At 44.7% G+C, this 25,699-nt stretch carries 24 protein-coding genes, 3 tRNA genes and 1 pseudogene; 2 read left to right on the top strand and 26 right to left on the bottom strand.

Features of this window, described 5'->3' with window-relative positions:
* Positions 1 to 75: 75 nt before the first annotated feature.
* The 4 genes from QHG57_RS06275 to QHG57_RS06260 form a co-directional block, all read right to left on the bottom strand.
* Positions 76 to 684, bottom strand: coding sequence for an NADH-quinone oxidoreductase subunit C (locus tag QHG57_RS06275; protein WP_330168824.1), 609 nt, complete (start codon positions 682 to 684; stop codon positions 76 to 78).
* An 18-nt stretch (positions 685 to 702) separates the two neighbouring features.
* Positions 703 to 1,284, bottom strand: a complete 582-nt coding sequence (locus tag QHG57_RS06270) for a NuoB/complex I 20 kDa subunit family protein (protein WP_330168949.1) — start codon at positions 1,282 to 1,284, stop codon at positions 703 to 705.
* Positions 1,275 to 1,640 (bottom strand): NADH-quinone oxidoreductase subunit A, encoded by a 366-nt coding sequence (locus QHG57_RS06265; RefSeq protein ID WP_330168948.1) that lies wholly within the window; start codon positions 1,638 to 1,640, stop codon positions 1,275 to 1,277. Before QHG57_RS06265 ends, QHG57_RS06270 begins: the two co-directional genes overlap by 10 nt.
* Before the next feature lie 298 nt (positions 1,641 to 1,938).
* Positions 1,939 to 2,015, bottom strand: a tRNA-Asp gene (locus QHG57_RS06260).
* Positions 2,016 to 2,189: 174 nt separating this feature from the next.
* On the opposite strand from QHG57_RS06260, the gene QHG57_RS06255 reads away from it, so the two are divergent.
* A tRNA-Val gene (locus tag QHG57_RS06255) sits at positions 2,190 to 2,265 on the top strand.
* 888 nt (positions 2,266 to 3,153) lie between these two features.
* Positions 3,154 to 3,243, top strand: a tRNA-Ser gene (locus tag QHG57_RS06250).
* Between the two features lie 764 nt (positions 3,244 to 4,007).
* On the opposite strand, the pseudogene QHG57_RS06245 reads toward QHG57_RS06250, so the two are convergent.
* From QHG57_RS06245 to QHG57_RS06140, 22 genes and pseudogenes are all read right to left on the bottom strand, one after another.
* Positions 4,008 to 5,010: pseudogene (locus tag QHG57_RS06245) on the bottom strand (phage late control D family protein).
* Positions 5,010 to 5,264, bottom strand: coding sequence for a tail protein X (locus QHG57_RS06240; RefSeq protein WP_330168947.1), 255 nt, complete (start codon positions 5,262 to 5,264; stop codon positions 5,010 to 5,012). Before QHG57_RS06240 ends, QHG57_RS06245 begins: the two are co-directional and overlap by 1 nt.
* On the bottom strand, positions 5,261 to 5,752 hold the full coding sequence (locus QHG57_RS06235; RefSeq protein ID WP_330167516.1) for a phage tail protein: 492 nt from the start codon (positions 5,750 to 5,752) through the stop codon (positions 5,261 to 5,263). Before QHG57_RS06235 ends, QHG57_RS06240 begins: the two co-directional genes overlap by 4 nt.
* 13 nt (positions 5,753 to 5,765) lie before the next feature.
* Positions 5,766 to 8,102, bottom strand: a complete 2,337-nt coding sequence (locus QHG57_RS06230) for a phage tail tape measure protein (RefSeq protein WP_330168946.1) — start codon at positions 8,100 to 8,102, stop codon at positions 5,766 to 5,768.
* A gap of 131 nt (positions 8,103 to 8,233) precedes the next feature.
* Entirely contained in the window at positions 8,234 to 8,647 is a 414-nt protein-coding gene (locus QHG57_RS06225) for a hypothetical protein (RefSeq protein ID WP_330168945.1), read from the bottom strand.
* A gap of 41 nt (positions 8,648 to 8,688) precedes the next feature.
* The gene (locus QHG57_RS06220) at positions 8,689 to 9,207 is read right to left on the bottom strand and encodes a phage major tail tube protein (RefSeq protein WP_330168944.1); all 519 of its coding nucleotides are present in this window, start codon (positions 9,205 to 9,207) and stop codon (positions 8,689 to 8,691) included.
* The gene (locus QHG57_RS06215) at positions 9,204 to 10,508 is read right to left on the bottom strand and encodes a phage tail sheath C-terminal domain-containing protein (protein ID WP_330169581.1); all 1,305 of its coding nucleotides are present in this window, start codon (positions 10,506 to 10,508) and stop codon (positions 9,204 to 9,206) included. The genes QHG57_RS06220 and QHG57_RS06215 overlap by 4 nt, the downstream gene beginning before the upstream one ends.
* A 183-nt stretch (positions 10,509 to 10,691) precedes the next feature.
* On the bottom strand, positions 10,692 to 12,062 hold the full coding sequence (locus QHG57_RS06210; protein ID WP_330168943.1) for a Bgr_08870 family protein: 1,371 nt from the start codon (positions 12,060 to 12,062) through the stop codon (positions 10,692 to 10,694).
* A 14-nt stretch (positions 12,063 to 12,076) separates the two neighbouring features.
* The gene (locus QHG57_RS06205) at positions 12,077 to 15,220 is read right to left on the bottom strand and encodes a DUF4815 domain-containing protein (RefSeq protein ID WP_330168942.1); all 3,144 of its coding nucleotides are present in this window, start codon (positions 15,218 to 15,220) and stop codon (positions 12,077 to 12,079) included.
* Between the two features lies 1 nt (position 15,221).
* Positions 15,222 to 16,340: a phage tail protein gene (locus QHG57_RS06200; RefSeq protein ID WP_330168941.1), complete on the bottom strand. Its 1,119-nt coding sequence runs from the start codon at positions 16,338 to 16,340 to the stop codon at positions 15,222 to 15,224.
* Complete coding sequence (locus QHG57_RS06195) at positions 16,340 to 17,206, bottom strand: baseplate J/gp47 family protein (RefSeq protein ID WP_330168940.1); 867 nt, start codon at positions 17,204 to 17,206, stop codon at positions 16,340 to 16,342. Before QHG57_RS06195 ends, QHG57_RS06200 begins: the two co-directional genes overlap by 1 nt.
* Entirely contained in the window at positions 17,193 to 17,579 is a 387-nt protein-coding gene (locus QHG57_RS06190) for a GPW/gp25 family protein (RefSeq protein WP_330168939.1), read from the bottom strand. Before QHG57_RS06190 ends, QHG57_RS06195 begins: the two co-directional genes overlap by 14 nt.
* Positions 17,580 to 17,582: 3 nt before the next feature.
* Positions 17,583 to 17,783: a hypothetical protein gene (locus tag QHG57_RS06185; RefSeq protein WP_330168938.1), complete on the bottom strand. Its 201-nt coding sequence runs from the start codon at positions 17,781 to 17,783 to the stop codon at positions 17,583 to 17,585.
* Between the two features lie 11 nt (positions 17,784 to 17,794).
* The gene (locus QHG57_RS06180) at positions 17,795 to 18,388 is read right to left on the bottom strand and encodes a baseplate assembly protein (protein WP_330168937.1); all 594 of its coding nucleotides are present in this window, start codon (positions 18,386 to 18,388) and stop codon (positions 17,795 to 17,797) included.
* On the bottom strand, positions 18,385 to 18,906 hold the full coding sequence (locus QHG57_RS06175; protein WP_330168936.1) for a hypothetical protein: 522 nt from the start codon (positions 18,904 to 18,906) through the stop codon (positions 18,385 to 18,387). Before QHG57_RS06175 ends, QHG57_RS06180 begins: the two co-directional genes overlap by 4 nt.
* The gene (locus tag QHG57_RS06170) at positions 18,903 to 19,397 is read right to left on the bottom strand and encodes a phage virion morphogenesis protein (protein ID WP_317992597.1); all 495 of its coding nucleotides are present in this window, start codon (positions 19,395 to 19,397) and stop codon (positions 18,903 to 18,905) included. The genes QHG57_RS06175 and QHG57_RS06170 overlap by 4 nt, the downstream gene beginning before the upstream one ends.
* A gap of 1 nt (position 19,398) precedes the next feature.
* Positions 19,399 to 19,821 carry a gp436 family protein gene (locus QHG57_RS06165; protein WP_330168935.1) on the bottom strand — a complete coding sequence of 141 codons (423 nt, stop codon included), beginning with the start codon at positions 19,819 to 19,821 and terminating at the stop codon, positions 19,399 to 19,401.
* 11 nt (positions 19,822 to 19,832) lie between these two features.
* Positions 19,833 to 20,798, bottom strand: coding sequence for a major capsid protein (locus QHG57_RS06160; protein ID WP_330168934.1), 966 nt, complete (start codon positions 20,796 to 20,798; stop codon positions 19,833 to 19,835).
* Between the two features lie 12 nt (positions 20,799 to 20,810).
* Complete coding sequence (locus QHG57_RS06155; RefSeq protein WP_317992594.1) at positions 20,811 to 21,152, bottom strand: hypothetical protein; 342 nt, start codon at positions 21,150 to 21,152, stop codon at positions 20,811 to 20,813.
* Entirely contained in the window at positions 21,149 to 22,207 is a 1,059-nt protein-coding gene (locus QHG57_RS06150) for a phage protease (RefSeq protein WP_330168933.1), read from the bottom strand. The genes QHG57_RS06155 and QHG57_RS06150 overlap by 4 nt, the downstream gene beginning before the upstream one ends.
* Positions 22,208 to 22,848: 641 nt before the next feature.
* A complete protein-coding gene (locus QHG57_RS06145; RefSeq protein ID WP_330168932.1) occupies positions 22,849 to 24,054 on the bottom strand; it encodes a phage head morphogenesis protein in 1,206 nt (401 codons plus the stop codon).
* Entirely contained in the window at positions 24,047 to 25,681 is a 1,635-nt protein-coding gene (locus tag QHG57_RS06140; protein WP_330168931.1) for a DUF935 domain-containing protein, read from the bottom strand. The genes QHG57_RS06145 and QHG57_RS06140 overlap by 8 nt, the downstream gene beginning before the upstream one ends.
* Positions 25,682 to 25,699: the final 18 nt, after the last annotated feature.

The following is a 25,699-nucleotide window of genomic DNA, read 5'->3' as shown; positions in this document are numbered from 1 at the left end:
AAAATCTATCATACTAAAAAAATTAATTATTTAAAAAGTATAGTACGCTAATATAACGCCTTATCAAAACCAATATTATTTTTTTTCATCTGCTTTTCCATCACATCGTAAAGTATACTGTCCTCCTTCCCAAGGAGAAAGAAAATCAAAATTACGCATCTCTTGGCGCAAAACAACAGGCTCATAAATCACCCTCTTTGCTTCATTATCATAACGGCATTCAACAAATCCTGTCACAGGAAAGTCTTTGCGTAAAGGATACCCTTCAAATCCATAATCTGTTAAAATCCGTCTCAAATCCGGATGTCCTGAAAATAAAATCCCATACATATCATAGGCTTCACGTTCATACCACTCTGCGCCAGGATAAACCGTACAAGCTGAAGCAACAGGAGTATTTTCATCCGTACGCACTTTTACACGTAAGCGTAAATTCTCACGAGGAGATAACAATTGGTAAGAAACATCAAAGCGCTTATCACGAGAAGGATAATCCACACCACTAATGTCTGTAAGATTAATAAATTGACAGTGCGAATCATCACGAACAAACATTAAGACATCGATAATTGCATCAAGACGTGCCACAACGGTCAATTCACCAAAAGCAAGAACAGTTTCTTCAAGCTTATTTTTTAATTTGTTTTCCAAATAAGCAGCAAGTTCAACCAATGTTTCATCCATCATGATCAAGAAAACTCTCTATCGCTCTATGGATCCGGTACGACGGATTTTTTTCTGTAGCAACAATATGCCGTATAATAATGCCTCTGCTGTAGGTGGACACCCTGGAACATATATATCGACAGGCACGATACGATCACATCCACGCACCACTGAATAGGAATAATGATAATATCCCCCACCGTTTGCACATGATCCCATAGAAATCACATAACGTGGCTCTGGCATCTGATCGTACACTTTTCTTAAAGCAGGAGCCATCTTATTTGTTAGAGTACCTGCCACCACCATCACATCTGACTGACGGGGTGAAGCTCGTGGTGCATATCCAAAACGCTCATTATCATAATGAGGCATTGAGCATTGCATCATTTCGATAGCACAACAAGCCAAACCAAAACTCATCCACATTAAAGAACCAGTACGTGCCCAAGTAATCAAAGCATCTGCCGAGGTAACTAAAAATCCCTTATCTGATAACTCAGCATTAAGATCACGAAAAAAATTATCATCTGCTCCTATTAGTTCACCAGTATCGGGATCAATGATTCCTTTTGGTTTTGGAGCAGCAATCGTTGAATTACTAGATCTTAATTCCATTCAAGGGCTCCTTTTTTCCATTCATATATAAATCCAATAGTCAAAATCGCTAAAAACACAATCATCGACCAAAAGCCAAACATACCTACTGATTCGAACGAAACAGCCCAAGGAAAAAGAAAAGCAACTTCAAGATCAAAAATAATAAATAAAATTGATACCAAATAGAAACGAATATCAAACTTCATGCGTGCATCACTAAATGAATTAAACCCACATTCATAAGCCGATAACTTTTCAGGATCGGGGGAACGATATGCTACAATGTAAGGTGTAATCAACAAAACTCCAGCAATAACCGTTGACACAATAATGAAAATCAAGACCGGTAAATAAGAGCTCAATAAATAAGCCATAACCCTCTTCCATCGTAAAGAAATGCCTGAGTTTAACACAATGACTCAATGATTGTGAAAACAAACAGACAAATTCAATAATCGCTCTATTAACTCTATTCAATACTACTTCAAAGATATACAGAGCGATACTTTTCTTATCGGCATAGGTAACGCAGAGTAAAGAAAGACGCAAGCCCTATTCTTATAAACCATATAAAAAGAAAGGAAAAACATATTTATCCCCCAATCCAATACTCCACCACCTTACTCATAGCATACGGATACTTTAAAAGGAAATTTCATAAGGAAACAAAAATGGCGCGAGTGACGGGGCTCGAACCCGCGACCTCCGGCGTGACAGGCCAGCACTCTAACCAACTGAGCTACACCCGCGCATTTTTTTTCGAACCAACTTAATTTGGTACAAGCGGTCGTGTAAGGGGTTCATGCGTTTATGTCAAGAAGGATTATGCATTTTTAAAAAAAATTATCAAATAGCATCTTTATTCTTGCGTTTAGAAAAATTTTTCCTTAAAGATTCCCCATTCAATTGCTAATCATTGCATTGGGCGATTAGCTCAGCTGGTAGAGCGCCTCGTTTACACCGAGGATGTCGGGAGTTCGAGTCTCTCATCGCCCACCATTTTTTTAAAAATAAATTTTTTATTTTACACACACTTGTGAATGAATCGGTCTTTAAAACCTTTTCTGTTAAAGTTTATGCTTTCTGCTTCTGCATAATTTAGCGTTTTTAAGTTCTATTCTTGAAAACTATCTATTAATCTAAGTGTATTTCTCAATAATCTTTTCTTCCATTCCAATTAACTCTTTGCTTATTCCACAGAAAAAGCATTATAAATATACCTAATTTTTAGTCATATCTGGAAGAGGTTTTAAACTGTCGATGCAAATCTTACATAAAATTTTATCTAAATAGTGCAAATTAGCCATTCCTTTCAAGATACCCTTTAGACGCACTAAATATCTGAATATTTTTAATTTAAAAATTAAAATCTTTTAAAAAGCTTTTTTATCAAATTGTACTTATTTAAACTCAATAAAAACTTTCCTTGAATATGTATATGTCATTCTTACAAATTTACCTCTCATAAACTATCAGAGAAATAACATTTTCTTTTCGTAGATATGAACAATCTAAATAGAATAAATACCTAGATAAGGTAAAATAATTCAAAAATACACGCCCGCAAAGAATTTAATATAATTTATCAAATATTTTCAACTAAACATTTCTTATTATTACGAAAACGATCATTAGAACTTAAAAAATATTGCTTTGTGAAAAATTTTTAAATAGAAAAAAGAAATGATAAATATCATATTTACCTTTCATTTTTTCAGAAAAAACTATCATGTTAAAAAATGAAACTCTTAGATAACACACTAAAAGAATTGACTTATGAAGAATTATTTTAATTGAAACTTAAATAGTTTTACAAAGAACGCTTTAAAATACGTATTAAAATGATTGACCTTTTGCAAAAAATTTGTCAAAAGGCATATCCAGTTTGGAGGGGTGGCCGAGCGGTTTAAGGCACCGGTCTTGAAAACCGGCGTGCAGGAGACTGTACCGTGGGTTCGAATCCCACCCCCTCCGCCATCCAAACTTTACTGTATGTAGCTTGTCGGCTGTAGCTTGCCAGCTGTAGCTTGTCAGCGGGTTTTGTATATTTTGCCACTAGGTTTTGTACCAATTTATTTTTTCTCAAAGAGTTTTAAAGTGGTTCTCAAAGGATCTTCAAAGACCTTTCAAAGATCATTTAAAGCCTCTTTTTCTTTTCTACTCAAAATCACAATTTGAGATGATCAATCATTGAGTTGGAATCGTATTATTTGAGAAGCAGTATTGTAGCTTGCCAGCGGGTTTTGTATATTTTGACACTAGGTTTTGTACCAATTTATTTTTTCTCAAAGAGTTTTAAAGTGGTTCTCAAAGGATCTTCAAAGACCTTTCAAAGATCATTTAAAGCCTCTTTTTCTTTTCTGCTCAAAATCACAATTTGAGATGATCAATCATTGAGTTGGAATCGTATTATTTGAGAAGCAGTATGCATAAAATGGTATGACTTCTTTTAGCATAAATTGACTGATGATTTTTCTGTATCCTAAGCACATTATTCAGGACTTTATTAAAAAGAGAAGCGTTTAAGGAATTCGGTCAACTTGACCAAATTGCTCTTCAGTCTGCAATTGTGCAATGTTTGCACCATTGCTCCTTTTAGGAATTGGGTAAACATTACCCTATTGCTGTACTCATGCAATAGGATCAACTTGATCCTATTTCTCGTTTTAGCAATTGGTGCAAGTTGCACCTATTCCTCATCACGACCGATCAAAGGGTAAACTTTACCCTTTGATTTTCTGTCACTCAGAGGTTTCCTTTTCTCCTGCCTCTTTTCCCTTGTTTGGTGCCTCTAAGGTAATTTCTGTGGTGTAACCCGCTTTGTTTTTCATAGCGGTGGGTGACGGTAGCGGCTTTCCATAGACCATTGATTTCGCCTCGAAACCCTTGCAAGAGAAGCGGTTGATCCGCCATGATTTCTGGTCGCCCCGCAAGGGTCAAAGAACCACTGCCCACAGCACGGCAAAGTCGGTCTGATTCTGATGCAGCAGCAGCTTGTGCTTCTTCCTTACAGGTGTAACAAGTCCGTAAACGCCGCACGGGACCGCTAAACCCTGTCTGATGCTTGACTTGGCATTGCTGCCCTTTTGAGCGATCAAAATAAGCAGCTTCAATGGTGCCATATTGCGTGCGTGGCTCGAGGGTGAATTCCCAGTTGGAACAGTCGTATTTATGAAGTTTGAATACGGGTAAATTATCTCCGCTTAAAAACAAAAACTTATTGTCCTTGATTAAAAAACGTGCCCGCATGCGGTCAGCAAGGCGGGTTAAAAAATCAACAGCCGATTGATCTGTACGCACCACATAAGGCAAAGTTTGTTTGGTAAACTGGGGACTGACCTTTGCTTGATAGCCGTGGCGTTTGGCGAGTGTCTCGACAATCTCGCCAATGGTTTTATGGTCAAAATGTTCACTCACCTGTTCTTTGAGTTCTTTACGCATCGAGGCACTTTTGCCGCAAAGACGCAAGATCTCTCCATCACTGCCCCCTGAGCTTACAACCGATTCGATAACAAAACACCCCATAAAAGCACTGATGCTGTTCTCATAGCCAAAGATCACCTGGAGCGCACTGTTGCTTGAGGGAACCTCTAAATCATTGCCACTATCATCAAATTCTGCTTCAAATGTATCGGCTTCATTCCCGGCATGGTCAGTGATAGTTGCGGTTAAAAGACGCTGGTAAAAAACCGCGTGAACAGGTTTGTCTCCCACCTTGACCACAATAAAAGGGTGTGTACGCATTAATCCCATAGCCGTGTCACCGTGCTTTGGGGATTAGACAACACAAATTCAGGTAAAAAGACTTTTAAGCCTCGCGGTAAAAGCATACCATATTTGGCAATCTCTGGATTGGCTTCCAAGGTGGCTTCTAAATAGCCTTTGAGTAAACCTGCTTGCCTCCGGTCCCCTAACACAGCCATGGCATGGTGAAAGCAGATGAGATCGAGACTCATGTCCTCTAGCTCTACAACAACACGCTTTGCTGGTATCTTCATGGAATTTGCCCCTCTTGGGTTTGTCCCTCTTGGGTTTGTCCCTCTTGGTATTGTCCCACTTGGGTTTGTCCTTGCGGTTTTCCGCCATTAAAAAAGGGCAAGAGCGTAATGGAATAGCGGATGCGCTGTGAGTGACCAGAGCGACTGATATAGTCGTGGTCTTTATTGATCGTGGTGATCACCACGGGTCCATGGAGAAGGACACTATAGGTGGTATCATTGATCCAACGAAGCATCTGGACCGGCTTTGCTCTTTTGATCGTTGTGGTGATGGCATCAATGGCTACCCGATCACCAAATTCTTCTGGAAACCAAACGCCATGAATGGTTTTGGGATCATTGCCATAGCCGGTAAATTGCAAACTGGGAGACCTGCCAAAACGCTCCATACAAACCCATGAGGCAGAAAACTCTTCTTCAAAGGATTGGAAATTCAGCCAATCCACATAAAATTGATGCGGACCTAACATCATCAAAGGATCTCTCATAGGCTCCCTCCCCTCATTCTGTTCCCCCATGCAGGGCATTAGCGCGTGCCCGTTGAATGGCGTGGGCAACCGTTTGACCAGTGGCAACAGGATCACGGGCGCCATTGACATGCACTGTGACATTTTGATTGTGCGTGGTGGGGGAGCGCTCTTTGCCTTTTGCTTCTGTGAAAGGGGAACTTGCATGCCCCGCCCCCGCAAATTGTGCAATCGGTTGAATGGCTGTTGTGCCTCCTAAAAAACTTGGCAAAAACTCTCTTAAATTAATGGACCCAAACCACCCCTTAATGCGGCTTGGCAAAGATTTACAAAAATCTGTCAATTGTGAGATGGTGCCCATAAAACCATCGACAATCCAACTCGCTAAATCTTCCCCTGCTTGTTCCATACTTGCCTTGGCACCCTCCGAGAGCTTTTCCCGGACAAAAAAGCTTCCCAACCAGCCCCAAAAGTTGGAAAGGCTTTGCTTAACGCCCTCCCACAAACCTTCAAAGCTTTGAACAACAGCGCCAAGCCCTTGTTTAAACTTTTGCCAAGTTTGAGAGAAATCAAAAGCAGCAGCAATGATATTTTTCCATTTGGTGATGGTGGTGGTATCAGCACCAAAAAAGCGCATGACAGCCTCAAAAGCACGACCAAAAGCATGTGCTATCCCCCGTGCAAAGCCTTTAACAAAAGAAGAGAAACGATCCCAATATTTCCACAAAACAAAACCAGCAGCCATGATCACCGCCACAACAGCAGCAACCGCAGCTCCTATTGGGGTAAAAATAGCCCCCGCAACAGAGGCAATAGCAGCTCCAACCACTTCGATCACTGTTCCTACCCAACCAAAGGTGCTAGCAAATACCGTCCCTGAGACAGCAATCCCCCGCAAAGCGCCCACCAACAAGGTCATGGGGCGTAAGAGTCGAAGTGAACTTGCCCCAAGACCCGCGGTAAGCAAGCCCAGAGAGCGTCCTGAAGTCAAGAGTCCTCGCCAACTTGCCTTCAGCATGCGGCTAAGAGACCCAAGCTTGATAAAAGAGGCAATCAATTGCAGGATCCCAAGGCGGGTTCCGGCAAAAGTAAAACGTACAACCCGCAAAGCGATGTTAAAAGCCATCAGGGCGGCAATGGTTTTGATGATCACACCGGTTAAAACAGGGTGTTCATTTGCCCATGCCATAAGAACATTGGTAAAATTGCCAACAGTTTCCATTAAACTGTTGACAGGAGGCAGAAGCACTTCACCAATGGTAATGCCCAAAGCCACGATACGGTTTTGCAAAAGTTCAAACTGCCGCATGGCGCCGGTTGCTTGTTTGTCTGCCTCTTGCTCCACGGAGCCTTTAAAGACTTGTGGGTCTTCAACATAATCTAAAGCTTGCCCTAACAGTTCGGGGTTACCCACCAATTTGGCAAAATCACCGGTAAAATCTCGTCCAGCAATGGCAATCAGCGAACGCATCCCCTGTTCGGATTTACCCAACACATTAAAAAAGCGCACCAAGGTGCCGGTGGCATCTTTATCCAAATCTTCCATAAATTTTTGGCGAGAGAGACCAATATTGGTAAAAGCCTCTTCAATATGTTTACCCCCTGCCTGTATGCGCGCACTCATCGCATTAAAACCACGCGCGGCACTTTCGGGAACAATCCCAGCAGAAATCATCGCCGTACCAAAAGCTGCCGTTTCACGGGCTGTCAGTTTAAACATGGTGGCAGCACCGGTGGCGCGATTGGTAAAGTCAGAAACTTCACTGGCTTTTGCCGCCATGTGGTTGGAGAGATGATTGATGGCATCACCTAAATCTTCAATCCCTGCCTGATTAAGCTTAAAGACATTGCGCAATTTGGCAAAACGCTCCCCAATCTGGTCCCCCGTCATATCAAAGGCGACAGCTGCTTTGGCAGCATAAACACTAAAAGCCTCGAGATCTTGTTCACCAATCCCTGCTTGGCTGGCACTAGTCATCAATTCCAAGACTTCACGCGCCGCTAGCGGAATCTTGGTGGAGGTTTCCAAAGCAAAGCGGCGCAATTCCTTTAAGCGATGAAGAGGAGCATCGAGAACCTTTTCCAAGCCTTTCATTGATTGATCAAATTGCATGGCTTTATAGAGCGGCGCTATTAAGGTTGCTGTTTGCGCAATGGCACCCACCATGCGTCCACGCGCTTGGATAAAAGCATTTTGCGCTTTTTCTGTGGATTCTTTCAAGTGCTCAGGGTCAAACCACCCTTTAAAATGCTTTCGTGTCTGACTTTGGAAATGCGCAATATCGAGGCTAAAGGCTCTTAAGTCTCGCTTGGCAGAAGCTATCCCCTCTTGCAGATGATTCACAAAACGGACAACAAGGGAAACATCCATGATCGCATCTTATCCTAACATTTGGCTTTCATATTCTTGTTGTTTCAAGCGCACTAATTCTTCGCGATAGGCAATCACTTCCAGCCAATCCATCTGATTGATCTCTAGAGCCGACCAGTGGTAATAAAGCGCTAGTTCTGCTCCAAATTGTCCGGCATAAGGGATTGGTGTTTGGGAAAAAAAGCAAAAAAAACCTTAAACACAGCCATAATGTCAACAACATCAAGACGATTAATCAGTTCAACCGTTTCATGGGACATCTCTGCCAGAAGCGCGGCGATTCCTTCCATGGCTTCATGAGTCAATAAAGCCTCACAAAGCTTGGCAATGAAAATATCATTGCTGAAAGGTATTTTATCTTCTTCTACAGCGGGCAAAAGTAACTTTGTCAGCTGTGGTCCAATCAACACGGCTAATTGGCGTGCTTGCTTGAAGTTTGGGCGATAAAAGGTCAGTTTCTTGCAGAGAGTTTCTTTGCCATCCTTGTCTTGATAAACAAGGGGAACCTGCAATTCCACCTCAACACTTGTTTGTAAACTTGTCATGATCAATTCCTATAAATGAGAGCCACATCAATAATGAAAGCTTATAAATTGAGAATAGAGCGGCGCCGCCCGCCGATATCTTGTCCATTGCGCACCAGCCAGCCGCCCCGTTTAAAGGAAAAGCGATGCAAAACAGAACCATCCCAAAATTCCGTATAGTCCCAAACATTTTTGATCTCGCAATCATAGCCCGTGGCTTTTCCAGCCGTTAAGCCTTCACTATCCACTTTGACCAAACGCCCTGTAACATCAATGGAATGTTCATGCTCGCGCCCGTCTTCTTCAGAGATCACATGTTTTTTGCCAGTGAATTTATGACGAAGACCAGGGGGGCCACCAAAGATGCCGATAATTTCGGGGGTGTGGCTGCGGATTTTCATTTGTAAACTCAAAGCTTTCACACCAAGACCAGCAACATCAATTTGCATATCAGAACCGCCTGGTTGATAGGTTTCTGTGATTTCCTCCAACGTGGGCAGTTTCAATGTCTCAAGATCAAGGTGAAGATTGACATCATCATCAACAATCAGGGTAAAACCGCGTACAATTCTTAACGTCATACATCACTCCTTGCTGCCTTGCGATAAGTTTCAAGCGTATCGCCAAATTGATAAGTCATTTTCTTTTGGATATCTTGCGCCAGACGGTCAAAATAAGCACCATTGCGCCGGCTCCCGAAACTCAAATCTTCTAGAGGAGGGACTTCTTCTGCATCAAATTCCACCCGCAATTTGCCCAATTGTAAATTGCTGTTTGAATTCAAATCACGATCAAACCAAACTCGCCCCCCTAAAAGCGCACCACGGGCAATCAGATCATCAAGAAACTGCGTGAGGCTGCGGGTGATAGCAATGACATGTTGACCGGTCAGATTCTCGTCATTGGCCCAAGGGCGTAAATTGTTAATGATTGTTTTTTCCAATGCTGCACGGGTGCGCACCACATTGACAAAACGCCAGAGTGGATCACTCGAGGTGGTGTGATTGCCCCATAAAATGCGTCCATTGGCAGCCATTTGCCCCACAGAATTATTTAAATGCGCATTTTGGCTAAGGCGGGCGGGAATAAAGGTGGCAATATCAGCTTGATTGAGGCGATTTGCCTCATGATCGATTTCGCCATCAAAATAGCTAATGGGACGCGCTGTGCCTAAAATGCCATGCACATCTTGGTTGGAGGGAGACCAAAAAACACCGCCCCTTTGCTTATCACGTTTGATAAACATGGCGGCTGCAAAAGGACTTGCTGGTTTAATACTAACACCCCCATCACCATTTGCCACCCGTACAAAAGGGTCAATCAAATAACAAAAGCGTGAGGAAAAATCTGCACGATAGGCAAGGCTTTCTTCCGTGTTTTTACCACCCGTATCAAACACCGCAATGGCTTGTAGCTTTTCTGCCACTTGTTCCAAGGCATCCGCCACGGGGTTTTTACCATTATCAAGGCGCCCTGCACTATAAGCTGGTGCTAACAAAATCCCAGGTTCCACCCCTAAATGCCCTCTAGCATGCGATAAGGCATGCACACCAGTCAAAGCCGTATTGGACCCCACCATCTCAGTTTGTGTCTCAGCAATGGTTGATTTTTCTTCCACCCGCACAAGGATAATTTGTGCTTCAATCCCCTGCGCGCGCACAGCATTGATAACATCAAGAGCCGTGCCTCTTACCCCAAGCTTTTGGATTTTCTCCACCTCATGCGTAAAGAGAAGAACAGGCTCGTTGAGGGGAAAAACTTGGTTGTCAGCATCAGGGGCTGTAACAACCGCCCCAATGGCGGTTTGATCAAATGTTGCTAAAGGACGGGAATCCTCACCAGCCTCTACAATGCGAATACCATGATTAAATTCTATTGCCATTTTGCTCTCCAAATCAATGGAGAGACAATAACAAGCATCACCATGCTCCATAAGCCTGACACTGTCAGTCAAAAAAAGCCCTTTAAAAGAGCTTTGAAAGAGCGATAAAAAGACTTTAAAAACATATAAAGCCTGCTTATAGAACAGCTATCCATTTGACTTGCGCTCTCTTTGGTTTTGTATTCATTCTTTCCATAATCTTATAAAAACAGCACCATCAGCCCCAGCACCACTTGAACAATCAGTCCCATGAGAACCTGCTCCACCACCCCCAAAGCCACGCCCCGCTTTTCCTGAACTATATGAGCCTTGTCCCGTTCCTCCAGAGCCCCCCCTTGATGTATCACCCCCATTACCGCTTGTCTTCTCAACCATTCCTTTCGTTCCAGCACAACCATTTCCGCCTTTGGCAATTCCTGGATATTTGTCTGTTGCTAAACCAAAATTTCCTCCCACTCCTCCAGCACCACCAGAGCCTGAATAGAAGGAAGTCGTACTCCCAGTAATCGAGTGAGAGATACGGGCGTCAGCTCCCCCACCACCATGTCCTCCTGTAGCAGTAATAAAATTCTTGCCAACGGTTGTTGTTCCTCCAGAATTACCTTCTACATAGCGTTTTGCAACAGCAGCTCCTCCTTTTCCAATTGTGATATCTTGATGCCCGTTTAAACTGGCTTTATAGCCATACCACACGGAACAACCACCGCCACCACCTCCTCCTCCCAAATATGGCGTATCCGATCCACCACCACTACCCCCACCACCCCAGGCTGTAATTTCAACTTTAGTTTTATCAGTGACCCAGACGGGCCATTCAATTTTCCCATCATGTGTATAGAGCAATTCAGCATCGGCAAGAGCCGGCCAATTGGTGATTTTATCAGTCAAATCTTTTTTAAGATTCTTTATTTGTGCCAGTATAGCTGCATCCACTTGTGATTTGGTATAAACAATATCACCATCGACTTTAAGCGGTCCTTTCAACATGCTGCCACTTGTGCTTAGACTGCTAACGACTTTGTTGTTATGGATAAGATTAAACGACGAATTACCTAACAGTTCCAAATCACCACCCATAGTGACTTTACTGGTAAATTTATTATAACTTTGCCATTCATTTGGACTTGCTAGACGTCCATAACTTGTCAGATCTTGATTAATCTTGGCTCTAAAATCATCAAGCCCCACAATATCATCGGTTTTATGTTGATGTGCGCCCAACAGTGAGACAGCACTGCCAAAGGTGAAGTTATTATTGCTTGATTTATAGAGAACATAATTGTTGGCAGCATCTTTTGCCCCCTCGATATCGCTTAAATCAGCAAAGGTGAAGGTTTTATCCGCTGCCATTTTGGACTTAAGGGCTGCTTCAAGATCGGTAACATCATTGATTGTATGCTTATGTTGTAAAGGGGCTTTTCGGTCTGCTTTTTCTTCAATAGTTATAAGCGCTTGATCAAGTTTATTGAGGTTATCGCGTAAAATGGGGAATTCAGAACTGATAAAGCGTCCTTCTTTTGGCAATTCCATCTGTAGCTTTTTGGTTTTTGTCATCTCTGTTTCCCCCATCATAATATACCGGCGCCAAAATCACGCACCATGGAACGCGCGGAAGGTCCACCGGTAAGGGTGAGTTTCAAGCGCGCTTGTTTGGCGCCTTTGTCACCACTGATAAATTTGCGCTCTGTCCAAAGAGGCTCGGATAACTGCTCTGTTTCCTCTAATTTCAAAGGGGTGAAAGCACCATCATCCAGCTGCATCTCGAGTGAGAAGGTTGCACCGCCCGGTAAAAAGGTTTTGATATAACTGGTCAACCTTGCCTTTTCACCAAAGGAAAAAGCACGGGTGATATAGGTTGCTTCTTTATGAATCTTCCCCGCAATCAATTGCACAGGTGCAAACAAAACAGGTGAGAGCTTCTCTGTCCCTTTGAGAATGGCACGAAGTTTTATCTTTTCACTGATATATTCAGTAAGACTGAGTAATTGAAAGGGAAGCAGTTGATAAATTGTGCCATTGTTTCGTTCAATCTCAAAGATGACAGAACAATCGCTTGAAGGCAATTCAATCGCTGCACGCACTTGCAAATCAGAACAATCAACAAGATCATAAGTGCCAAGATCAATGGTTTTTTCTGTTTGTGTATAACGTGCGGCTAACACTCGAAAGGCTAAGGCCTCATCTTGGTGCGCTGTCCAGCTCTGCGCATTGACAGAAGAAAAGCGTGGACCGGTCACGTAAGGGTGACTTGAGACGTACCTTTGGTGTTCTGCATCAAAATCCCCAAGTTTTGCCAGTGAGACGGAATGATCAGCATCATCTGTCTTGATAACGAAAGCCGTTAAGCGGTCATCGGGAACTAACAGTGGTACATCATAGCGTGCCTCTGCCCACCCTCCCTTTGCGCCCTTCATAGAATAAAAGCTTTGCGCTTGAATATCGGCGGTCGGATAACCGTTTTCAGTAGTGACCAAATCAACCACCAGATCATGGTTTTGATTACCGATTTTGCACAGATGAAAGTCAATTCCTGTGATTTGCCGTGTTTCATCGGGGGTAAAGACCTGCGCTTGTGGGTCCACTTGCGTCCATATCTTCACCGTTGTGGTGCGCCGCATCACTTTCACATCAATCACCCCTTGACCGGTAAAAAGTCCTGTTGCAAGTGTTCCACCTTTTCCCCGTGCCACAATATTTTTTGTGCCAGCAGTGATATTTTGTGGAATTTTAAAAGTGCCCTCAAGGGTGCCTTGTCTATCGGCAACAAGGCGGCTCGCTGGCAAGACATTCACACCATCAAAGGTAAGACTTTCCAAGATTTCGCTACTGCCAAAACCTTCAATTTTAAAGTGAAGGGTAATTTGTCTTAAGAAATCGATTTTCTCTTGGGTTGCACTCACCAAATCATCACTGATTTCTGTTTTACGAATGCTTCTCCCACGGTTCCAGCCCATATTGAGTTGATTGGTGACGCTCGAGAGCCAATCGGTGCGCTGTTCGTGCCAAAAGTCTGTCGCGGGGTCAAGGGTTACTGTACCAGGCAGGGGTGCAAAATTTTGATAAGGGTTGATTTTTTCGCAAGCCGTTGTCAACTCTTGCGCAATGATCACTTCATTTGTCCAGTCAAGCGTAACAGGCGCTTTTAAAGGAGCAGTGTAGAATGTTGGATCAATAGCAAGCTGCAAAATGCCATTGCCAACTGCGCCGGTTTGTTGAAAGCCTTCATCTCTGTAACTATCATCAAGAAAGGGATCAGCGAACATGCCCTTTTTGGCAACAGGTTCTTTAGAGTCCACATTGCTTTTAATGCGCTCTAATTGCATCAACCGGTCAAGGGAGAGCACCCGTTGAAAATAGCGCCACATCTCATCATAGGGGGCAACACGTGTGCCATCATTGACCACAACCGGCGTTTCAAGCCAATTGTTGGTGATGGTTGCAAGGGATAACACATCATCAGGGACATTTGGTGCCATAGGGTGATCTGCCGAGATACCTTTGATGTAAACCACATTGCCTCCTGTGTTGAGACCTATACGGTCAATACGGGGCAATTTGTAAGTGTAACTGACAATAATATCCCCCCCCTCAGCACCACCTGAGACGGTAATTTCCTGCGCTGTTACTTTATCAGCCGTGATTTTTGCGCGGTAGCGGTAAGTCACCTTATAGGTGCTCCCCGGTAAAGGCTCGTCTCCCACCGGAGCCCAATCAATGGTGTCTCCGGTTTTTTTAAAATCTGTACCTTCTTTAAATTCCTTGCTTCCTTGAACAACTTTGATAAACGCGGTGATGCTTTTATCAGGAACCCCATCACGCCCTGCGGCAACCGCACCACGGGTGACGTTAACGGTTTTCTCTTTTGTCAACAAAAGAGACTGAATATCGGCAATAGGAAAATAATAGGGTTTAAAGGTAAAACTTGTTTTCCCTTTTTGAGGTGCAAAAATATGTGTTTCGCTAGGCACCAAACCGCTAGCAAAATCCTCGCGCTCTTCATGGCGCAAGGCGGCTAAGCGCTTACGTTTAAAGCCATTGATATTGGCTTCCCCTTCTTGAACGCTAAACACTTGGCAACCGTTATTTGCTCCCAATGCGCTTACACGGCAGCCCCTCACGATATAATGTCCATGGGCTCTGTCATAAGTCGCAATGGCTTGCATGGCGGGTTCAAGCAATGAGGGGGATTTTTGATCAATCAGAACACCATCTTGTAAAATATAAACCGGAAAAAAAGTGCCACTTTGCGCATCCTCTTTCAGAGCCCAAACAAGCTTTGCTGTTTCGCGTGCAGCGCCAGGCTCTCCTTCTGCCAAGGTGCCAGGGACTTGCCCCAACAGCTCTGGATCATCCTCATGGGTTACCCATTTTTTTTGCAGCTTCACACCAATTTCCAAGCGCCCAATCATGGAAACATTGTTGAGTACAGCGGGTGCAACGGGGAAAATATCACCTGCGATATAAATCTTGCCATCCGTTAATGTGACGGTCTTCGTCTCTTTGTTGACAAAAGCATCGGCGCGTTCAACGCGGTCTCCTTCTTGTGCAACAAGGCGCCCCAAGCGGTCATGCCGTCCCCTTATAATGGTTTGAACCTCATTCAGTTCACCCGCTTGAATAAAGGGACGCATGCCATAGAAGACAACGCTTTGTTGTTCCTCTTTGCCGCGAGATCTGTCAATTGCAAAGGGTAAACCACTTTCATGCTTCATGTTAAAACCTCAATAAAATCTTGAATTGTTCGCGAACATCGGCACGCAAAGGAATATTAATGGGCGTTTTGAGTATCTCCACACCACCATTTAGTTCATTGGCGTCACACCAAAGCTTGCCCAAAGGGATATCAAGAGGGACATCTTGTTTTGGAATGCCGTGAACGAGAATGGAAACAAAGGCTGCTTGTTTCCCGTCAACATCATGAAAATCTGTACGGGCAGCAAGAAACAACAGAGTGCCTGTTGTGGAAGGGTTAAATCTGTTACCACAATGGCTGTACACACCATCCAAAGCCTGTTCGACAGGCGCTACAGCATAGCATCTGCGATACCCAATTACGCCATCTTGGCTGTCTCTTAAAACCATATAAAGCGTGCGACCATGAAACCATTCTGCCATCAATATATCGCGTTCATGTTTTTTGACCGAACACCACGGAAAATTTGCCATGTCCCATGGGTAATCGATTTGGTCCCAGCTTAATTCTTCATCCCCATCATCTATCCAATTGCCAATAAGCCTGCCTTCTTCTCTTGTGAGAACGCACTCTATCTCTGTTGTGCGCCCAAAGGAAAACAAAGTATTCCCAGCTGTTAAGCGAACACCGCTTTCATACTCCAACATGCTGTCATCAAGGCGTGACATATTGCCTTCCAAGGCTTGCACATCATAACCATAGGTCCCACGGCGAAAATCAGAGCGCAAGCTTTTGGAAAGGTCAGTGATTGCTTCAATGGCTTCAAGATCACCTCGTTCAGGCAACTGATCAAATTCAAGTTGAAAGGAATTCCACCAAGCACGCTCTGGCCATGCGGGCGTGAATTGTGCAGAAAGTCCAAGCCATTCAAGCCCCATATCGACGGCGGCTACAGAGCCACGTATCCTCTGCCATGCAAGACCCTGATCAATTAAATCATAAAGGTTAGAGAAATAAGGGTTTAATTCTTGTAAGCCATATTCGTCTATTAGAAAGGGCAACCAAGAAGGCGGACGCGTGATAAATTTCGCGCGGGGTATTTCTTCGAGTGCCCTTTTAACGTGAGGGTCAAGAGCCATTGCTTCGGCAAAACAACGTTCAAATAAGCTCGAATTCGGGGGTAAAAGTGAGGAAAGCATCAATAAGCACGCCCCTCTTCAGACAAAACAATCTCCCCTAGTGCGACCGCTTCATCCGGTGCGACCAAAATATCCTCACAAGGGTGCGTTATGTTCACATGGTGAACGCCCTCAACCATCAGGCGGCTTAGTATCCAACTTAAAGAGAGATCACGCCCAAGCCTTTGCGCACGCGCCCATTCTGCTCTTAAATTCTGCTCCGCTCTTTCCAAAACAAAGGAGCCTTCATCCGGTAACAACCAAAAATCAGCAGAAATATCGATCATCCGCTGTACCGCGCTTTTCACAAAAATGTGGTCATTGGTCATTTTAACATGGGGGGCATCAAGGGCTGCTTGAACCTTTGCAATTAAAGCCTCATCAGCCACCCCTGAAGGGGCGTCACTAAAAAGCGCAACATGAATAAGCGGGCTTTTGCCTAAACGATAAACAAAAGCATCTTTGACATGGATATCACTTGAGAGAGCAAAATATTGATACCGTGGTGCCGTGCCCCCTGTGGAATGTCCTTGTCTATTCAAGCGAATGCGGCGGCGCAAACGCGCATCATCCTCATCCAAAAGGCGCGTGACCCCATGAAAATCCCCCAAATGATCTAAACTTGTTCCACGCGCAAATGTGAGTAAATTATCCCGTGCCACCTCATTCATCCGCTGGCGCAATAGCAACTCTTCATAAGCGGCCGCTTGCAATTGAATGACCACCGGATCATAAGCGGTCTTTTCCACATTATAAGGAATATGATGCGCCGCAAAAAGCTCAGTCAAACGCGTGATCTTTTGCTCTAAAATGGCTTCAACAGAAAGCTCTTCAATAATTTGTGGGAGAGGTAGTTGTGGGAGAGGTAAAGGTTCAAACTCTGTCATCACCAACCTCTAAATTGATGCGCATTGGCTCTTTGTGTGACCAATCCCCCAAATGCCCATCGGGATAAAAAATACCCGTTAAAACAAAATGGAATGTGCCTTCACGCGGAGCAATTGTCAGATCAATCCTCTGCAGCGAAAACCCGGGCTCTCCACACTCTGGATCATCGAGCGCTTGCACGATTTCTTGATAAAGCTGCATCATCGTCGCAGGATCCGCATTAGCATCTTGGTAAGCCCCAACATTGCACCCATAATGACGACGCAAAACCCGTGTCCCAATTCTTGTCGTCAGACATTTACGCAGTGACTGTTGACAATGGTCCCAACCATATAAGAGAGAGCCATCCTTTTCGCTCATCCCGCACCGCATGCTTTAAGCCCCTTTGCTTGTCTTTGTGGTAGAAACAGTCGGGGGCGCAGAAACAACAGGGGCTGGTTTTTCAGCAATCTGACCAAGGAGAAGCGGATATTTTGCCGCTTCCTCACTTAAACAAATTTCTTCACCTTTGCCCGGTGAACGCTTGCCGGCAACAAAGTCTGCATTGGTTAAAATAACATAACTGTTTTCACGCATGATAAACTCCTTTAAAGAGGACGAGAGGTTGTGGAGGGACCCATTTTGACCCCACCGTGTTTGTGGTTTGCGCCAACAGATTTTTGATTGTGCTGTAAATCTTCTGCTTGAATGTGCACACTGCCCGTTAATGCAACACGGGTTGATTGATGTGAAAGCACCAAACCTTTTTCACTCAAATGAATTTGGTTTTCCCCATGGGAGAGAATGAGTTCATCCTTCGTGATACGCAAAGCGCCACCGGCATAACACAGAGCAAGCTCTTGCGGCGAGCGTGCGGGATTAGGCGCATCCTCACTATAACTATCGCGCACCACCAAAGAGGCAGAACCAATTTCGCCATGGGGATTTAACAACCGCACCGGATCACCAATATTTAAGGGCATATTGCTGGAAACAGCGCCAGAAGCTTCTTGTGCTTGTAGCCAAGGCGATAAAACCGCTTGTCCATGGAAACCCTGTTCGAAAAGTTTTACCCGTACTCTATGACCATCAACTTCTGCAACCCGCCCAATCATGTGCTGGTTGGCAAGACAGCGTTCAAGCGCATCAAGACGCTTCATCATTTGCCGCAAGGTGTCACCCAACAAATGCGCATCATTCATGCCAACACCTCATCATCCCATGAGATCAACCCAGCTTTGAGTTGCTCCTCATCAGCAAAAATATCCCGCCCCAACTGATGCAAATCTTGGTACCATTCCACCACGCTTATTGATACACCACGCTGCTTAATCGCCACAGAGACAATCGGTTCAATTTGTACATCCCGCGGGGCGCTTACATGCGTTAACCCCCACAATTGTCCGCTATGGCATAAAACCCCTATCGCTTCTGCCAAAAGGCAACTGGAAACATCCCGTTCCTTGCCCGTGGTGATAATAAAAGCCCCTAAATGAAGCTCTGCACTGATCTGACCAGAAGCAACAGAACTTAAGCGGCTTTCTAACACTGCAACACGTATTGCTGGCGCAACAAGCATTTGTGTTTCAAGTTCTTCTAAATTAAAACGCCCAAATTGACAGGCACAATCGCGCACATCCGGCAAAGCGCGTTTAAGGCTCTTTATCACTGCCTCACGAAACGCATTAATACGCCCTGCTTGTGTGACTGTTTGACTCATGAAAAGACCCTTCCCAGCCAATCTTCTGCTGCTTTGATAATTTCCACTTTATTGTGTTCTGAAAGCCCTAAATAGGGGCGCGCCGGCATGGTTACTTGATGCACACAAACAAAGCGCTGTGCTTTGCCGCTTTTAAGAAAGAAGCGCAGGGTTTTGCCATTTTTCGGGCGAATAACCCCACCCAATTGATGAATCCGCGCATAAACCAGCCCAGAGCCAATCACCACCTTTTCTGGTGAAGCTTTCATATCAATGGAGCGTGAGAGCGCCCCACTGGCATAAAGAATGGAGGTACGAGCATAATTGTTTTTCCACTTCTCTCCTTGGGGGGAGATCTTTTCGCTTTGAATCCGCCGCCTTGTGCTCTCTTGAATGAGGCGCCCAACCCCTTGTGATAAAGTTCCCATCGAGCTCTCAGCTCCCTTTTGTAAAAAGGATAAAGCCGCTTCAAGCCCCGTCTCTTTAATCTCAATATGGCTTGAAACAGACATGTTATCTTCCCATCAAACGCGGTTTGGCATGGAAAAAAGCCCCATCACGAAGCGGTCCATCTTCACTCATAATTTTAGGTTCATCGACCCCCAAACCCGCTTTGCCTTCTGCAATGCGTTTTAGTAAATCAACCGCCTGTTTGTAGCGATCTTCAATGGTTGTGGTCAGTGCCGTATGGCGTATGGCTAAATTATAAACGGCAATATTGACACAGATCATGCTGAGAGCCGCCGGCTGTCCAGCAATGGGGACCAAGTAGCGATGAGACAAATGCACATCAATCTCACCGCTTGCCTGTTCGAGGGCAAGGGCAATGGCTTGATCGAAAAGCACTGGATCAGCCTCATCATCAAAAGCACATAAGTCTTTTAAGAAATCATCACCCCAGAGCTCTTCAATCAATGTTTTGCTTGCATATGCCATTAGTCTTTTCCTTAAACAACATCTTGCAGCAATACACCGGCATCTTTGGCTGCCACCAATTCACACACGCGTTCACCCACACGCACCCGTTTACCACCCGATAAACCAATATCTGGATCATTGATCACTCCAGACAAACGTTCACCCAATTGGGCGCTAAAGCCCCAACTGATCACCGATCCATCCGCCTGTTGTTTGGTCGGGTCAATATAAAGCAGTGCAATCTTATTGCCCCAAACACGTGCCAATTGTACTGAGCGCCCTTTGCGTGCCAAATTCACTTGCGATTCACCAATGAGTAAACGATCGGGGTGTATTTCCATCAGATCAGCAAATTGCGCCTTGGTGACAAAACCATCAGCAGTGCCACCCCCCTTAACAGCTTTAATGATTTTGGGATGACGTTTGAGTTTTGACCAAACAACTTTACCCATCACAATGGTGTTGGGCGTATAGACGAGAGCTTTATCCATCGCCTCATCCAAAGTGGCGTAAGGATCAGATTTTTCATAATCGCTAAATTTATTCTCTCCTTTAAGCGTTATCACGCGCTCTGGTGCGTAATTTTCACTTCTTTGCACAAGGGCTGCAACACGCACTTCACGCCCCAATTCTAGCAAATTGGCAAGTCCCTCTACAGCTGTCTTTTCGGGATTATAACGAGAGCGTCGCTCTGCCCTGGCGCGTGCCGCTGCTTCAATATCTGAATTGGGAATCAAATCATCAAGTCCGTAATCTCTCACACTGGCTTCCCGTTCAAAGGCAGAAAATTCCACCACATTCGGGCGCCCTTTCCGCCCTATCTCAAGTTCAGGCACCGTAAAACTTTCCGCTAGAGGAAATTCACTATATTTAAACACTTCACTTAAAACACAAACACGGGGCAAAACTTTATCGCCAATAAGAGAACCTGCTGGATTGCGATATCCAATAGCAATAGCGGTAAGTGTTGGATCAATGGGAAAAGGTCTGTTCATTTTAAACCTCGATTAATTAATTTTAAAAGAAATAACATCACCAGCAGAACCATCACTCATGGCAATACCAATGGTGCGATCTGCTGCTTCTGCTTTAATGGCGTGCCCCTTTGGGTCAGAGGTCAAAAAATCACCAAAGGAAACATTGCCTCCACACATCACTTCGCCCCAACCACATTGGCCAACATCAATCATCTCACCAGCCTTGGCTTCACAAGACCCTGCAGTCCCTAATAATTTATCACCCTTACCAGAAGCCGTTGCCACCATTCCCTCAGTGCGGGCTGCAACAATGCAATAAGGTGAGATCACATCTCCAGCGCGAAAAGATTTAATCAAAATCGTCGTACTCATGATTGGCGTTCCTTTTGTTCATAAATATAATCAACCGCTTGGCTAATGGTGATGTCGAAGCCTTTTTGCTTCTGCTCTTCCTGATAATGGCGTGCCGCAAGCGCAATATCTTCTGGCGCAAGCTTTGGTTCTTGTGCTAAGGCACATGCTTCTAAAGGGCTTGTTGAGGCAAGCGCCGGCAACTTCTCGACCAAACTTTTAAAATGTTCCATCCCCCCTTCAAGGCTACAGAGCGCACGATATTCCTCGCGAGCAGCCGGCAAAATCTTACCCTCTTCAATCGCTTTGTCTAAAAGACTCTCAATAGTCGCCTTTTTTTGCTCTTCTTGCAAAAGCGCTAAATCTTCTTGCGCTTTTGTTAATTGGGCATTTAATTCCACGCGTTCCTTTTCGCGTGTTGTAATGCTTGCTAAAATTTCTGCAGGTTTTGCATCTTCTGCCAGCTCCAAAGCACTGGCAATGGCTGTTAAATCCATCATTTTCTCCGTCAAGGTTGTTGGGGACACCACAAGAGGTATCAAAGGGGGTGTTAAAGGGTGTTCATGGCTTAAAGCCGTCATCACAAGGGCAGGACGGTTCACCAGCCCTGCCCCTGCCAAACTTAAAATCTCACCATTTTTAGAATGACGAAACTCAGGGGAAAGATAGCGATATTCCCGAGCCACAATCTTTTTAGCTGCCATATCGGTCCATTTAACCCGACCCCAAATCGCACCATCCCGTTCTGCGAGTTCTTCAATCCAACCGCTGGCAGGCGCTTCCAAGCCGTTCCTCGCTCTGTGATGTTGCCCATGCTCATAATCAATCACAAGCGGTCCTTTATTGGCTGCAAAAGCCTTTAAAATCGTTTGCGGGTTATAATGCCATTGCCGTCCATCACGCGCCTTCACATTTGGCGCTTTGGGCAAAAGCTCTACCCACTCAGGCGCTTGGCTAACGGTGACGTCTTGACATAAAACGTCCGGGCAAAGATCTATGAAATTGCCATGAAATGTCTCGTCATGACATATCTCAGCATGTCCTTCTTTTTGATCTTCGTAAAATTCTTGCTCCATACATTGCCTATTGCTTTATAACGATCATTGGCAATACAATGCATGAAACTTACTCCCACTATAAGTCTGACACTGTCAGTCAAAAGAGCATTTCTCAAAAAAGCACTCTTTTCCCTATTATTCTCCCTGTGAGAAAAACCTCCGTGCCAAACCATCCCATAAAATCGTTTTCAAAGGCACTTCAAAGGCGATAGAGCGCCGTTGTGAAGTGAGAGGTACAATTTCACTCCACATAACAACGCTGCTCCTAGAGCGTTTTTTAAAGATTGCTCTTTGGCTTAAAAACATTATATCATTGAATGTAAGGCGTGAGCCAGTTATACCAGGACGGTTTTACCGGATCTGCGAGGAGTTGACCGCCCTCCACGCCTTCTCATTTTCTCACGTATCGACCCTTCTCTGCAAAGCCAACAGAGTTCTACATTGTTCTCTTATCGCCTTATACAAAAAAGCCTCTCTCAAGCCGTTTTTTTTAAAGATTGCTTTTAAACTTTTAAACTGTTACATTATCTTTGAGGCGTGAGCCAGTTATGCCAGGACGGTTTTGCCGGATCTGCGAGGAGTTGACCGCCCTCCACGCCTTCTCATTTTCCTCGCCCCTTTTCCGTTAAAAACACAAGACTTTCTTCCTGTTGTTTTCTTTACAACAACCTCTCGCCCTTTTTTTCAGCCGCGTTTAACAAACGTTGAATTTCGCGAAAGCTCTTTTTATGCATGGAGATAAGCCACCATTCTTGTTTGCTTGCTACCCATTTGACTGCAAAGCGCCACCATGCCCCACCACTTTCACCCAAAAATACAACACTCTGTGCATCTTTTCGTCTAATAACGCCATGGGGGCGGATGAGTGTTTGAATGGCGCCTCGAAAATCACTCAAATGAAGAGCGCGTGCTTGATGCTCTAATAAAATATGTTTTACGCTGTCTGAGGATAAGCGAATAAGAGAACTTTCTGTTGTAAAAACATCACGCACCTTTTGTATCATTGGAGCAATGGGGATAAATCCACGAGGCCAACGTCCTTCAAACATCGCTTCCAAAAGCGGCGAACCTACAATATCTTCAATGGCAATGCGCTTGCGATTGTCCCCCATCACGGAAACTTTATCACTTAAAAATCGGCTTAAATTTTGCGCTCGATGTTTCCCAGGGTTCAAATGCCAACCAGGATCAATCCCCTTTGGTATCTTCTCAACCCGCCCCGTTCGCTTATTGTGCCAAACCCGCTCCTCCACATGGGGTGGCTCTGCGCCCTCTTCATAGCCTAAATTGTCTGCTTCATAACGGCTTACCTGCCGCACACTGCATTTACACCGCCAGCCATTGGGCGGATAAAGCCAATCCCAAACTGGATCATCAACGGGTGCGGTAAACCCCACCCAACTTTCATGCTCTAAACGCTTATGTTCTGAACTCGACAAAGCATAGGTGAGATAGGGCAAAAATTCTTTATTATTTTGTGTGCGTTCCCACTCACCTGCCGCATGCGCACTCATAGTATTAGCCCAATAGACCGTTTCTAAACGCCGCGGACTGCCCAATTGCACCGCACTCTTTTCACCCGTTTTCGGGTCAATGCTGGTCTTTTTCCCCCACCAGCCCTTTTCCTGTAAAATCGGCATCAAATTTTTTTGAAACTCTTGAAAAGGAAGCCTATGCTTGATTGCCTCTCCAACCGCTCGCTTAAAATCCTCTAAAATGTCATAGCCCACCGATTTTGCCACCGTAAAAGAAAAAGCATGCTCTTCTGGTGCCACATCACGCCAATCAAAGCTTGGAATAAGTGCCTTGGTTTCAAAATAACGGGTGACCTCTTTAGGAGCGGTTTTAAAAAGTTCCTCATCCATGATACCCAAGCCCACGTGCAATCATCTGTACTTTTGCCAAGCGCGCTGCTAATGCGTGATGATCCATCTCACCTAGCAATTCATCCAAGCCTTTGAGGATATCCTCATAACTTTTTGCTTCTCTCACAAGCTTTTTAAAAGGCTCTAAAAGGGGTTCTAAATCCTCTTCCCAGTCACTTAAAGCCTCACTCGAAAGTCGGTCCAATTCGTCGTGATATTTCCCACCCTGCTCTTTTCCACCCTTGCTCTCTCTTGTCACAGAAACATCAAAAGCACCCCCACAATCAGCACAAAAACTCGCCTTTTGTTTACCCTCACCATCCCCTTGTCCCCTCTCACCACAATCAGAGATAGCAGCCTTTAAAACATCTTCTTCCTTTTTGGGTTGCGAAAAGCCAATCTTATTGCGCACTTCTTGCGCCCCAACACGCAATCCCAAGGGCACAAGTTTTTGCAAAGCATCACTAATCGCTTTAATATCTTCATTTTCCGAAATCGGCCAATAGACAAGGGGGTAGCACTCTTGGCGCCCAAAATTAATCTCAACAAACGGCACAATCAAATCACGATTGGCCGTCAACGCCAGTTGCCGTGCATCAGCTCTGGCAATATCATGACGCACATTTTCATGAATGCGCGCTTGCGAAAAGGACGATCCATCATCCGTCGTCATCGTTTGTCCCAACACACCCTTTGAGATCTGCCGATCTAAATATTCAGCCTTTGCAGCAAAAACCGCATTGCCACTGCCCCCTGCCGCTTCAATAAACTCAATCTCCATCTCTTTGGGAATAATCGCTGCCGCATCACTAGATAAATCACGCACCGCTTGAATAAGAACCCGCCGTTCCTCTTGAGAAGAGCTCGCACCATATTTGCCCACACGCAAAGGCATGCCGTAAACTTCTAAGAAAGCCATCCAATCTTTTAAGGTATAAGACTTAAACAAAAATGCCCAAGCCGCAAGTCTGGCAAGCCCAGAGCGGATAGGCAAACCGCTTTTCAACTTTGGGCGGTGAATAGAAAATTTATAAGCAGGCAACTCAATACCATAGTGAGACCCCTCTTCTTTTAAACGCAAATGAAAGCCATCTCGCCTGTCCAATTGAAAAAACCGCTGGTCACGCCACCTCCATGCAACCGGCCACCATTCTTTGGCACTCTTGTCCCACAAGGTTTCAACAACCGCATAGCCTTTACCCAAAGCATCTAACAAATCCGCCACATAATCATCAACAAAGGTGGGCGCACTAATCATTTCGCGCACCGCATCAGCTATCTTTTTGTCCTGTGCACTGTTGCTTGCCGCAATCACGCCAGGCTCCACACCTGTCAAAGCATTTTTACGCATGCCAAGCACAGCACGATAATGTAAATCACGCTCTTCCATATCATCAGCAAGTTGGAAAAACTGCTCTGGATGCCCCCGTGCTGCCTGTTGTAAAATATCAGCAAGTTGCGCAGGGGTGAGACCACTGACAATGGTTTGTGACCACACATCACGAACACCATTAATGCTTGGGCTTGCCACCTCCCGCTCCAACCCTTTGATATTAAGAATAATAAAATCAGATTTTATGTCATTTATTGTATATAAAGATTCAGGCAACGCGTCATCTCTCACCATACATTCCATCGAATACGG

The organism is Bartonella grahamii subsp. shimonis (genome assembly GCF_036327415.1).
Taxonomy (GTDB): domain Bacteria; phylum Pseudomonadota; class Alphaproteobacteria; order Rhizobiales; family Rhizobiaceae; genus Bartonella; species Bartonella shimonis.
Note: the sequence above shows the minus strand (reverse complement) of the source record. Positions and strands in the feature narration are given on the sequence as shown.